The organism is Streptomyces sp. FH025 (genome assembly GCF_017427025.1).
Taxonomy (GTDB): Bacteria; Actinomycetota; Actinomycetes; order Streptomycetales; family Streptomycetaceae; genus Kitasatospora.
This window is the reverse complement of the sequence record NZ_JAFLNG010000195.1, coordinates 1-11,652: the sequence shown is the minus strand read 5'-3', so window position 1 is coordinate 11,652 and position 11,652 is coordinate 1. Positions and strand designations below refer to the sequence as shown.

Annotated in this window: 10 protein-coding genes; 2 read left to right on the top strand and 8 right to left on the bottom strand. The window is 70.5% G+C overall.

Annotated elements, in window-relative coordinates; translation table 11 throughout:
• Positions 1-203 precede the first annotated feature (203 nt).
• On the top strand, positions 204-824 hold the full coding sequence (locus tag J0670_RS16215; protein ID WP_207812285.1) for a DUF47 domain-containing protein: 621 nt from the start codon (positions 204-206) through the stop codon (positions 822-824).
• Between the two features lie 5 nt (positions 825-829).
• Positions 830-1,825, top strand: a complete 996-nt coding sequence (locus J0670_RS16210; RefSeq protein WP_207812284.1) for an inorganic phosphate transporter — start codon at positions 830-832, stop codon at positions 1,823-1,825.
• 117 nt (positions 1,826-1,942) lie between these two features.
• On the opposite strand, the gene pstB is transcribed toward J0670_RS16210, so the two are convergent.
• From pstB to mshD, 8 genes are all read right to left on the bottom strand, one after another.
• On the bottom strand, positions 1,943-2,719 hold the full coding sequence (gene pstB / locus J0670_RS16205) for a phosphate ABC transporter ATP-binding protein PstB (RefSeq protein ID WP_207812283.1): 777 nt from the start codon (positions 2,717-2,719) through the stop codon (positions 1,943-1,945).
• Between the two features lie 68 nt (positions 2,720-2,787).
• Positions 2,788-3,864: a phosphate ABC transporter permease PstA gene (pstA, locus tag J0670_RS16200; RefSeq protein WP_207812282.1), complete on the bottom strand. Its 1,077-nt coding sequence runs from the start codon at positions 3,862-3,864 to the stop codon at positions 2,788-2,790.
• Positions 3,861-4,838: a phosphate ABC transporter permease subunit PstC gene (gene pstC / locus J0670_RS16195; RefSeq protein WP_207812281.1), complete on the bottom strand. Its 978-nt coding sequence runs from the start codon at positions 4,836-4,838 to the stop codon at positions 3,861-3,863. Before pstC ends, pstA begins: the two co-directional genes overlap by 4 nt.
• 150 nt (positions 4,839-4,988) lie before the next feature.
• Entirely contained in the window at positions 4,989-6,122 is a 1,134-nt protein-coding gene (pstS, locus tag J0670_RS16190) for a phosphate ABC transporter substrate-binding protein PstS (protein WP_207812280.1), read from the bottom strand.
• A gap of 227 nt (positions 6,123-6,349) precedes the next feature.
• Entirely contained in the window at positions 6,350-6,811 is a 462-nt protein-coding gene (locus J0670_RS16185) for an NUDIX hydrolase (protein WP_374223113.1), read from the bottom strand.
• 67 nt (positions 6,812-6,878) lie between these two features.
• Positions 6,879-7,967, bottom strand: coding sequence for a CHAD domain-containing protein (locus J0670_RS16180; RefSeq protein WP_207812279.1), 1,089 nt, complete (start codon positions 7,965-7,967; stop codon positions 6,879-6,881).
• Between the two features lie 121 nt (positions 7,968-8,088).
• Positions 8,089-10,266, bottom strand: coding sequence for an RNA degradosome polyphosphate kinase (locus J0670_RS16175; protein WP_207812278.1), 2,178 nt, complete (start codon positions 10,264-10,266; stop codon positions 8,089-8,091).
• A 346-nt stretch (positions 10,267-10,612) separates the two neighbouring features.
• The gene (gene mshD / locus J0670_RS16170) at positions 10,613-11,584 is read right to left on the bottom strand and encodes a mycothiol synthase (RefSeq protein WP_207812277.1); all 972 of its coding nucleotides are present in this window, start codon (positions 11,582-11,584) and stop codon (positions 10,613-10,615) included.
• Positions 11,585-11,652: the final 68 nt, after the last annotated feature.

Here is an 11,652-nt window from a genome sequence, read left to right as displayed (position 1 = left end):
AGCGCACCTCTCAAAGCGCGCCTCCTGACGGTTCGCTCGCTACGCTCACTCACGTCCGCACACGGCCGTGCGGTCCGGATCAGCCGGTGCGGCAGCCGAACGGAAGGGGAGGTTCCGCCTCCTCCGGCATCACCCCGTTTGCGCGATTGCGCTTGGTTGCACCTAGCATCGTTCAGTCCCTACCCCGCACATCGGAGATTTCCGTGCGTTTTAGCCTGACCCCGAAGGAGACGAGTTTCTACGACATGTTCGCCGCGGCAGCGGAGAACCTCGTCGTCGGATCGAAGCTCCTGCTGGAGCTGCTGGGATCGGATGTGTCGGCCCGCGCGGAGATCGTCGAGCGCATGCGCGCCGCCGAGCACGCCGGGGACGACACCACCCATGCCGTCTTCCACCAGCTGAACTCCTCCTTCATCACGCCCTTCGACCGGGAGGACATCTACAGCCTCGCCTCGTCGCTGGACGACATCATGGACTTCATGGAGGAGGCCGTCGACCTGGTCGTCCTCTACGACATCCAGACGCTGCCGAAGGGCGTCGAGCAGCAGATCGAGGTGCTGGCGCGCGCCGCGGAACTCACCGCCGCGGCGATGCCGAACCTGCGCAGCATGTCGAACCTCACCGAGTACTGGATCGAGGTCAACCGGCTGGAGAACCAGGCCGACCAGATCCACCGCAAGCTGCTCGCCCACCTGTTCTCCGGTCAGTACGACGCCATCGAGGTGCTCAAGCTCAAGCAGATCGTGGACGTCCTTGAGGAGGCGGCGGACGCTTTCGAGCACGTCGCCAACACGGTGGAGACCATCGCCGTCAAGGAGTCCTGACCCTCGTGGACATGGCAGCACTCATCGCCGTCATCGGCGTTGCGTTCTTCTTCACGTACACCAACGGCTTCCACGACTCGGCGAACGCGATCGCCACCTCGGTCTCGACCCGGGCGCTCACCCCGAAGGCCGCGCTCGCGATGGCCGCCGTGATGAACCTGGCCGGCGCGTTCCTGGGCAGCGGGGTCGCGCACACCGTCTCCAAGGGGATCATCGAGACCCCGACCGGCAACCAGGGGATGGCGATCCTGTTCGCCGCACTGGTCGGTGCGATCGCCTGGAACCTGGTCACCTGGTACTTCGGTCTGCCGTCCTCCTCCTCGCACGCCCTGTTCGGCGGCATGGTGGGCGCGGCGCTGGCCGGCGGGGTCGACGTGATCTGGAGCGGGGTGATCGACAAGATCGTCATCCCGATGATCGTCTCGCCGGTGGTCGGCCTGGTCGGCGGCTTCCTGGTGATGCTGGCGATCCTGTGGATCTTCCGCCGGGCCAACCCGCACCGCGCCAAGCGCAACTTCCGGGTCGCCCAGACCGCCTCCGCCGCCGCGATGGCGCTGGCGCACGGTCTGCAGGACGCCCAGAAGACCATGGGCATCGTGGTGATGGCGCTCACCATCTCCGGTCACCAGTCCGGCGGCGGGATCCCGGTCTGGGTGAAGATCTCCTGCGCGACCATGCTCTCGCTGGGCACCTACGCGGGTGGCTGGCGGATCATGCGGACGCTCGGCCGCAAGATCATCGAGCTGGACCCGCCGCAGGGCTTCGCCGCCGAGGCCACCTCCGCCGCGGTCATGTACATCACGTCGTTCGTCTTCAAGGCGCCGATCTCCACCACCCACGTGATCACCGCGGCGATCATGGGTGCGGGGGCCACCAAGCGGATCCGCGCGGTGCGCTGGGGCGTCGCCAAGAACATCGTGCTCGGCTGGTTCATCACGATGCCGGCGGCCGCCATCGTCGCAGCGCTGATGTACTGGTTCGTCCACCTGTTCTGGGGCTGACGCCCCGGACGGTACGGAAGAGGCAGGGCCCGCCCCCACATCTCGGGGGCGGGCCCTTCCTCGTGCCCCGCGGCGGCACCGCCATGCAGCACCGCGGGACGGCTGGGGTCCGGCGGCCTAGCCGAAGCGGCCGGAGATGTAGTCCTCGGTCGCCTGGACCGACGGGTTGGAGAAGATCCGCTGGGTGTCGTCCAGCTCGATCAGCTTGCCCGGCTGCCCGACGCCGGCCAGGTTGAAGAAGGCGGTGCGGTCGCTGACGCGGGCCGCCTGCTGCATGTTGTGGGTCACGATGACGATGGTGAACTGCGACTTCAGCTCACCGATCAGGTCCTCGATGGCGAGGGTGGAGATCGGGTCGAGCGCGGAGCAGGGCTCGTCCATCAGCAGGACCTGCGGCTCGACCGCGATGGCGCGGGCGATGCACAGGCGCTGCTGCTGACCGCCGGAGAGGCCGGCCCCCGGCTTGTTCAGCCGGTTGTGGACCTCCTTCCAGAGGTTGGCGCCCTTCAGCGAGCGCTCCACCACGTCGTCCAGGACGGCCTTCTTCCTCACGCCCGCGAGCTTGAGCCCGGCGACCACGTTGTCGTAGATCGACATGGTCGGGAACGGGTTCGGGCGCTGGAAGACCATGCCGACCGAGCGGCGCACGGCGACCGGGTCGACGTTGGAGGCGTACAGGTTCTCGTCGTCCAGGAGGACCTTGCCCTCGACCCGGGCGCCGGGGATCACCTCGTGCATCCGGTTGAGGGTGCGGAGGAAGGTGGACTTGCCGCAGCCGGAGGGGCCGATGAAGGCCGTCACCGAACGGGGCTCGATGCTCATCGAGATGTCCTCGATGGCCTTGGTGGTGCCGTAGTAGGCCGACAGTCCGCTGACGTCGATGCGCTTGGCCATGATCATTACTTCTCTCGCCCGCGGCCGACGGCCGCTAATGAATGCTGTGTCGTACGTCAGTCGGTCGCTCAGTGTCCGCCCTTGGGCGAGCGCCAGCGTGCGATGCCCCGGGCGATGAGGTTGAGCCCCATCACGAAGGCGATCAGCACCAGCGCGGCGCCCCAGGCGCGGGCGTAGCCGAAGTCGTTGTTGACCTGGGAGTACTGCAGCCAGATGTACATCGGCAGGGACTGCTGCGGCCCCTCGAACGGGTTGGTGTTGATGGCATCGGCGCCGAACACCAGCATCATCACCGGGGCGGTCTCGCCCGTGATGCGGGCGACCGCGAGCATCACACCGGTGGTGATGCCGCCGATCGCGGTGGGGAGGACGATCCGCAGGATGGTCTTCCACTTCGGCACGCCGAGCGCGTACGAGGCTTCGCGCAGCTCGTTCGGGACGAGCTTGAGCATCTCCTCGGTGGACCGGACCACGACCGGGATCATCAGGATCGCCAGCGCGAGGCTGCCCGAGAAGCCGGAGTAGCTGAAGCCCAGGGCGAGGTTCCAGAGCGAGAGGACGAACAGGCCGGCGACGATCGACGGGATGCCCGTCATGACGTCGACGAAGAAGGTGACGGCCTTGGCGAGCTTGCCGCGGCCGTACTCGACCAGGTAGACGGCGGTCAGCAGACCCAGCGGGGCGGCCATCGCGGTGGCCAGGCCGACCTGCTGGAGGGTTCCGATCAGGGCGTGGTAGATGCCGCCGCCGGGGCCGGACTGGATCACGCCCTTCATCGAGTGGCTCAGGAAGTTCCCGTTCACCACGCCGATGCCCTGCTGGATCGTGTAGACGGTCAGGGAGACCAGCGGGACGACGGCCAGGATGAAGGCGACCCAGACCACCGAGGTGGCGAACCGGTCCTTGGCCTGGCGCCGGCCCTCGACCTGGGCCGAGACCGCGTAGCTGGCCGCCAGGAACAGCAGCGCCGAGATCAGGCCCCACTGGAGGTGGCTCTCCAGCCCGCCGACGGCGCCGATCCCGCAGCCAACCGCGATCGAGCCGGCGGCAATGGCGGCCGGGGCCCACCTGGGCAGCCGGTTGGCGGTCAGCTTCTGGCTGACCGGCCGGGCGTCCGCCGTGACGGAAGTCGTTGCGGCGCTCATGCGTTGGCCCCCGAGTACTCCTTGCGGCGGGCGATGATCAGTCGCGCGGCACCGTTGACCAGCAGGGTGATGACGAAGAGGACGAGGCCGGAGGCCATCAGCGCGTTGCGGCCGTTGTCACCGGCCTCGGCGAACTTCAGCGCGATGTTCTGCGCGAAGGTGCCGCCGCCCGCGTCCAGGATGTGCAGCGAGAGGACGTTGCTGGCGGACAGCACCACGGCGACCGCGATGGTCTCGCCGAGCGCACGGCCGAGGCCGAGCATCGAGGCCGAGATGATGCCGGGGCGGCCGAACGGCAGCACCGCGGTGCGGATCATTTCCCAGCGGGTCGCGCCGAGCGCGAGCGCCGCTTCCTCGTGCATCCGCGGCACCTGGCGGAACACCTCGCGGGAGACCGCGGTGATGATCGGCAGGACCATGATCGCCAGCAGGATGCCGACGGTGAACAGGTTGCGCGGGGTGCCGGTCTTGGTCTGGTCGAAGATGTACGTCCAGCCCAGGTACTGGTTGAGCCAGCTGGTCAGGCCGTCCATGTGCGGGACCAGGAAGAGCGCGCCCCAGAGGCCGTAGACGATGCTGGGGACGGCGGCGAGCAGGTCGACCAGGTAGGCGAACGGCTGGGCGATCCGGCGCGGCGCGTAGTGCGAGATGAACAGCGCGATCCCGATGGCCACCGGGACGGCGATCACCATCGCGATGACGGCGCTGACGATGGTGCCGACGGCCAGGACGGCGATGCCGAAGACCGGCTTCGGGGCGTCCGGCGTCCACTCGAAGGTGGTGAGGAAGTTGCCCTCGTTGGTGCTGAGGGCCAGGACCGAACGCCAGGTCAGGAACGCGGCGATGGCGCCCATGATGACCAGCAGCAGTATGCCCGAGCCCCGGGCGAGGTTCATGAAGATCTTGTCGCCGACCCGGCTGTCACGCGGTCGGCGTTCCCTGCCTCGCGGGGCGGCAGGGGAGGATGAAGTCATTGGTCTACTCCGGTCTGGTGGCGCCGCCCCGGAAGGGGGTCGGCACCATGGCGGCGGTGCCCCGGACGTTGGTGCTGAATCGGTGCGTTCCGGCGGGACGGCCCCGGCCCCCCTCGCTCACGGGGCCGTCCCACCGGTGGTCCTGTCGGATCAGGCCAGGGTCGCGATGGCGCCGTTGACCTTGTCGGTGAGGGTCTTCGGCAGCGGGACGTAGCCCTTCTCGCCGACGGCCTTCTGACCCGCGTCGCTGATGGTGTAGGTCAGGAAGGACTTCACGGTGTCGAGGGTCTCGGCCTTGTTGCCCTTGTCGCAGACGATCTCGTAGGTGACCAGGACCAGCGGGTAGGAGCCCTCGTCCTTGGTCGCGTAGTCGAGCTTCAGCGCGAGGTCGCTGCCGGTGCCGGCGATCTGGGCCTTGGCGAAGGTGTTGGCGGCGTTCTCCGCGGTGGCCGCGACCGGCTTGGAGGCGCCGGTGTTGATCGCGGCGCTCTTCAGGTTGTTGGTCTGGGCGTAGGCGAGCTCGACGTAGCTGATCGAGTTCTTGACCTGCTTCACCTGGGCCGAGACGCCGGCGCTGCCGTTGGCCGACTGGCCGCCCTTGCCCGCCCAGGCCTTGCCGGCCGGGTAGGACCAGGCGCCGCCGCCGGCGGCGGCGAAGTACTTGGTCAGGTTCTCGGTGGTGCCGGAGTCGTCCGAGCGGTGGAAGGTCTGGATCTCCGCGTCCGGCAGCTTGGCGCCCGGGTTCAGGGCGGCGATGGCCGGGTCGTTCCACTTGGTGATCTGCGAGTCGAAGATCTTGGCGGCGGTCGGACCGTCCAGGACCAGGTTGTCCACGCCGTCGACGTTGAAGACGAGCGCGATCAGACCGCCGACCATCGGGAGGTCGATGCCCTGGCCACCGGTGCAGACCGCCTTGGAGGCGTCGACCTCGGCCGGCTTGAGGGCCGAGTCGGAACCGGCGAACTGGATCTTGCCCTGGTTGAACTGCTGGATCCCCGCGCCGGAGCCGCCACCCTGGTAGTTGATCGTGGTACCGGAGCAGGCGGCGTTGAAGTTCGTCTTCCAGACGTCCATCGCCGCACCCTGGGCGGTCGAGCCGGCGGCGATCAGCGAACCGGCCTTGCCACAGTTGATGGCGCTGGCGGCAGCGGAACCGCTGGAGCCACCGGAGGCGGTGGAGCCGTTGTTGTTGTCCGACCCGCAGGCGGCGAGCGACAGCGAGCTGACGAGCGCCATGGCACCGATCGCGAGGGCCTTGGAGCGGCCGTTCCGCTGGAGCTTCACAGGGGTGTCCCTTTCTGTGGCATTGCCCGTTGCACGGGCCGTACGTGTACGGCGCTGCGCGGGTTTTGCTGTGGTCCGGGGCCCGTTCGGCCCTCCGGTGGTCCCGAAGTTAGGCCGGGTAAGTGACACGACAGCCGGTCACAAGTGAACGGGGAGTGAACCTCGAACGGATGACAGGAAACTACGTCACGTAGTAACGGTTGCGTCACGGCGAGGGCGCAGGGAGATCACTTCCACCGCTCCTTCACCGGTGGCGGGCCGTCCGTCCGTAGGGGCCTCGCGCCCAGCATCACCAGCAGGGCGTCGATCAGCAACCGGTCGCGACCGTGCGTCAGCCGGGCGCGGGCCTTCCCGGCCGGCAGCCACTCCAGCCGGTCCACCTCCCGGTTCGGCCGGAAGGCCCCGCCGGTGGGCACCGCCGACCAGTACCGGACCTCCTTCGGACGGCCCTGCGCCGGGTAGTGCTGGGCGGGCAGCTCCGGGCCCAGCAGGCAGCGGAAACCGGTCTCCTCCCACACCTCGCGCAGCGCCGCCTCGACGACGTCCTCCCCCGGGTCGAGCTTGCCCTTCGGCAGGCTCCAGTCGTCGTACTTGGGTCGGTGGATCACCGCGATCCGCGGCCTCCCCAGCCGGCCGCTGGGCTTGGGCCGGCCGGGCAGCCACAGCACCGCACCCGCCGCCAGGATCACCGGGGCTCGGCCCGCCCCGGCCGGGGCCGGTTCCGCCGGCTGCCCGGTGCTCAGGCGATCGCGCAATTCAGGCCGTCCGTGGTACGGGGGAATGCCCCCAGCCCTCGGCAGGGGGGAGCTCCAGCCAGCCGTCCGGGCCGGGCGGGAGGTCGGGCCACCGGAGGCCGAAGGCGTACCGCGCCGCCTCCACCTCCAGTCGCTGATCAGCATGCACCACGCCCAGCACGTAGGCGGTCGCGGGGGTGATCCGCGGGGTGCGCGCGGCGGTGGCCGCCGTCACCGCCGCGTCCGCCGCCTCCTGGTGCCGGCCCAGCACCGCGTCCAGCTCGTCCAGCTCGACGGACGGGCGGCCGCACACCTCCAGCGCGTACCGGGCCCGCTTCACCAGGATCCGCAGCCGGGACCAGGGCGCGTCGTCGGCCGCCAGCGCCGCGTCCGCGTCCCCCGTGGCGCGTGCCACGGGAACCGCGCCCAGTCGGCGCAGCCCGTCCCCGCCGTACGGCGTCGCGGCCCGCCGCAACGGCAGCTGCTGGGCGCTGGTGGCCAGCGCGGTGAACGCGGCGGCCGCCTGCGGCAGCAGCACCGCCGACGCCCGGCCGTTCGCCGCCTCCAGCAGCGGCGCCTCGCCGACCAGCAGGGTCATCCGGTCCGCCAGCGCGTGCAGCCGGGCCGAGCGGAGCTCCTGGAGCACCGTGGAGTGCGCCCTGGTCCGGGCCAGGGTCAGTTGCCGGTCCAGCAGGGCCCGGGCCTTGGGGGCGCCCGCGTGCCCGGCCAGCATGCCCGTGCCGTCCGGGTCGGTGCTGCTCAGCGAGTCCAGCGCGCCCAGCAGCCGGGCCGAGCGGCGGACGTACCCGGGCTCCAGCGCCAGCAGGTTGAGCAGCCAGCGCAGCTCGGTGCGCGACTCCTGCGCCCAGGTCTGCTCGAAGACGGCGCCGAAGGTGTGCAGCAGCCCGCCGACCCGCCGAACGGCCCGCAGCAGGTCGGCGGTACCGGTCGCCGGGACGACCGCGGCCGAACCGGGTCTGGCGCCGACCTCGCCCACCGCGAGCGGCAGGGCGCGCAGGAACGCCCCGGCCTGGGTGGTGAGCTGGCGGGAAAGGATGTCCCCGGCGGTCGCTGTGGACGCCGCCTGGGCCGTCATCGGCGCATCGGTCATGGCGTGGTAGATCCCCGTTCCCCCGGAGCCGTCCCCCGGAGCTGGTGGCCGACCGCCGGAGCAGGTCCCCTCGGGGCCCCGGGGGGCCCGACTGCTCCGGCGGCTCGCATCAGTGGACGCGTCAGCGCGAGGCGGCGGCCCGGCGGCGCTGGCGCGAGTCGATGAGGAGGTCCTGGACGTGCCGCAGTGGCCGGCCCTCGGCGTCCTGGGTGCGACGCGTCCACGTGCCCTCCGGTCCCAGGTGCCAGGACTCGGTCTCGTCCGACACCCCGAGGTCGATCAGCCCCGACAGCTCGGCGCGGTGCGCCGGGTCGGTGATCCGCAGCAGCGCCTCGATCCGACGGTCCAGGTTGCGGTGCATCATGTCGGCGCTGCCGATCCAGACCTCCGGATCGCCGTTGTTGCCGAACACGAAGATCCGGGAGTGCTCCAGGAAGCGGCCCAGGACGCTGCGCACCCGGATGTTCTCGCTCAGCCCCGGCACGCCCGGCCGGATCGCGCAGATCCCGCGCACCCAGACGTCCACCGGCACCCCGGCCTGCGAGGCCCGGTACAGCGCGTCGATCACGGCCTCGTCGACGATCGAGTTGACCTTGATCTTGACGTACGCGGGCCGACCCGCCCGGTGGTGGGCGATCTCGTTGTGGATCCGCGAGACCAGCCCGTCGCGCAGGCCGCGCGGGGCGGTCAGCAGGCGGCGGTAGGACTCGCGGCGCGAGTAGCCGGACAGCCGGTTGAACAGGTCCGAGAGGTCGGCGCCGACCTGCGGGTCGGAGGTGAGCAGGCCGAGGTCCTCGTACAGCCGGGCCGTCTTCGGGTGGTAGTTGCCGGTGCCCACGTGCGAGTAGCGGCGCAGGGTGTCGCCCTCCTGGCGGACCACCAGCGACAGCTTGCAGTGCGTCTTCAGCCCGACCAGGCCGTAGACCACGTGGCAGCCGGCCTCCTCCAGCTTGCGGGCCCACTTGATGTTGGCCTGCTCGTCGAAGCGCGCCTTGATCTCGACCAGGACCAGCACCTGCTTGCCGGACTCGGCCGCGTCGATCAGGGCGTCCACGATCGGTGAGTCGCCCGAGGTCCGGTACAGGGTCTGCTTGATCGCCAGCACGTCCGGGTCGGCGGCGGCCTGCTCGAGGAAGGCCTGCACCGAGGTGGAGAAGCTGTCGTACGGGTGGTGCAGCAGGACGTCGCGCTCGCGCATCGCGGCGAAGATGTCCGGCTGCGAGGCGGACTCGACGTCTGTCAGCCCGCGGGCCGTGCCCGCCACGAACTTCGGGTACTTGAGCTCAGGACGGTCCAGCTCGGCGATCCCGAACAGCCCGGTCAGGTCCAGCGGCCCGGGCAGCGGGAAGACCTCCGCCTCGGTGATGTTCAGCTCCCGCACCAGCAGGTCCAGGATGTAGGGGTCGATCGACTCCTCGACCTCCAGCCGGACCGGCGGGCCGAAGCGCCGCCGCATCAGCTCCTTCTCCAGGGCCTTGAGGATGTTCTCGGTGTCGTCCTCCTCCACCTCCAGGTCCTCGTTGCGGGTGACGCGGAAGGCGTGGTGGGCCAGCACCTCCATCCCCGGGAAGAGCTCCTCCAGGTGCGCCCCCATGACGTCCTCCAGCGGGACGTACCGCTGGGGCGAGGCCTCCAGGAAGCGGGCCAGCGACTGCGGCACCTTCACCCGGGCGAAGTGCTTGTGCCCGGACACCGGGTTGCGCACCACGACGGCCAGGTTCAGCGAGAGCCCCGATATGTACGGGAAGGGGTGCGCCGGGTCGACGGCCAGCGGGGTCAGGACGGGGAAGATCTTCTGCCGGAACAGCGTGTGGAGCCGGGCCTGCTCCTTTTCCGCCAGCTCCGGCCAGCGCACCAGCTCGATGCCCTCGGTCGCGAGGTCCGGCAGCACCTCCTGCTGGAAGGCGGCGGCGTGCCGCGCCATCAGCTCGCGCGAGCGGGTCCAGATCAGGTCCAGCACCTCGCGCGGCTGGAGGCCCGACGCGCTGCGCTGGGCGACACCGGTGGCGATGCGGCGCTTGAGGCCGGCCACCCGGACCATGAAGAACTCGTCCAGGTTGCTGGCGAAGATCGCCAGGAACTTGGCCCGTTCCAGGAGCGGGATCTCCGGGTCCTCGGCGAGTTCGAGGACGCGTTCGTTGAACGCGAGCCAGCTCCGCTCGCGGTCCAGGAAGCGGCCCTGCGGCAGTGCTTCGAACTCCTGCTCGTCCGTGGCCGGCAGCTCCGGGGGAACACCCAGCGAACTGGACATCCGGGCCGTTGGCGACAGCGGGGCAGAGACGGGGCGGGGGATGCTCATGAGCTCCAGCTCCTCCAGCAGCAGGACGGCGTCCGGACGCGAATGGCTCTGCGGGCCGTCGTCCTCGCCCCGGGTGGCCCCCAGGGACAGCGCCCACCCACCGGGCGCGGTCCGTACAGGACCGGCCGACGAATGGCGGTCGACTCTGCACGAGCGAGACACTACGGACTTCATCCTGTGATCTTCGCGGCAGCAATTGAATCCACGGTAAACACCGCATGGCCAGGAGGAAAGCTGAGTCGGTCGGGGCAAGGGGCGGTGCCGCCTTCCGCCCCTCGCCCACGGCCGCTCGGTACGGTCCGGCCGTCCGGGACGGCCAGACCGTGCGGTTCGCCCGGTGCCGGTGCTACCGGTCGGCCCGGTACCGGGCGCGGTACATGAGGTCCACCTCGTGAACGGTGAATCCCAGTCGTTCATATACCCGGACCGCGGCCGGATTGTCGGCGTCGACGTAGAGGAGGACGGTTTCCAGTCCGCGCTCCCCCGCACCGGAACCGGTCAGGTGCCGCAGACCCGCCGCGGTCAGCGCCCGGCCGAGGCCGCTGCCCTGCTCGGCCGGGTCCACCCCGACCACGTACACCTCGCCCAGCTCCGGCTCGGTGGCGGTGGACGGGTGCACCTTGGTCCAGTGGAAGCCGACCGGCTTGCCGTCGCGGGTGGCGAGGAAGAAGCCGGCCGGGTCGAACCAGGGCTCGGCGAGCCGCTCGGCCAGGTCCCGCTCGGTCCAGGCGCCCTGCTCCGGGTGGTGGGCGAAGGCCAGGGCGTTCAGCCGCAGCCACTCGGCGTCGTCCTCCCCCGGGCGGAAGGTGCGGAGCTCGATGCCCTCGGGGAGGGCCACCTCCTCGGTCTGCCGGCCGGTGCGGCGCATCTGCCGCAGCTCGCGGACCAGTTCGGCGCCGTACGCCTCGGCCAGGTGCCGGGCCGCCGGGTGGCCGCCGTGCACCCAGAAGTCCACCGCGTCGCGCCCCGCCCGGTGGGCCTGCTCCAGCACGGCATCCACCAGCGGACGGGCCAGGCCGCGGCCGCGGGCGGTCGGGTCGACCACCAGCTCGGCGGCGGGGTTGGCGGTCGGGCCCTCCGGGACCTCCAACTGGCCGTAGCCGAGGACCGCAGCGCGGTCGGTCCCGTCCTCGGCCGCGATGAAGTGGGTGACGCCCGGGCGGGGCGTCTCGGCGGAGGAACGCAGCCGGAGCCGGCCCTGCTCGGACACGGCGGCCCGGCCGTCCACCGTCTGGGCCTCCGCCAGAACACGCAGGGCGCCGTCGCGCTGCTCGGGGCGGAGCACGTTGTTCGCAATGACCGCTGTCTGATCGTCCATGCACCGACGATACGTCAACGGAAATGCGAAGAGCCCCTGATCCGAATGGATCAGGGGCTCTTCTGAAT

Excerpts from the sequence above, each read along its gene's own strand:
- mshD (WP_207812277.1), bottom strand. The coding sequence starts at position 11,584 with ATGGACGATCAGACAGCGGTCATTGCGAACAACGTGCTCCGCCCCGAG.
- pstC (WP_207812281.1), bottom strand. The coding sequence starts at position 4,838 with ATGACTTCATCCTCCCCTGCCGCCCCGCGAGGCAGGGAACGCCGACCG.
- J0670_RS16180 (WP_207812279.1), bottom strand. The coding sequence starts at position 7,967 with ATGACCGATGCGCCGATGACGGCCCAGGCGGCGTCCACAGCGACCGCC.
- pstA (WP_207812282.1), bottom strand. The coding sequence starts at position 3,864 with ATGAGCGCCGCAACGACTTCCGTCACGGCGGACGCCCGGCCGGTCAGC.
- pstB (WP_207812283.1), bottom strand. The coding sequence starts at position 2,719 with ATGGCCAAGCGCATCGACGTCAGCGGACTGTCGGCCTACTACGGCACC.
- J0670_RS16175 (WP_207812278.1), bottom strand. The coding sequence starts at position 10,266 with ATGAGCATCCCCCGCCCCGTCTCTGCCCCGCTGTCGCCAACGGCCCGG.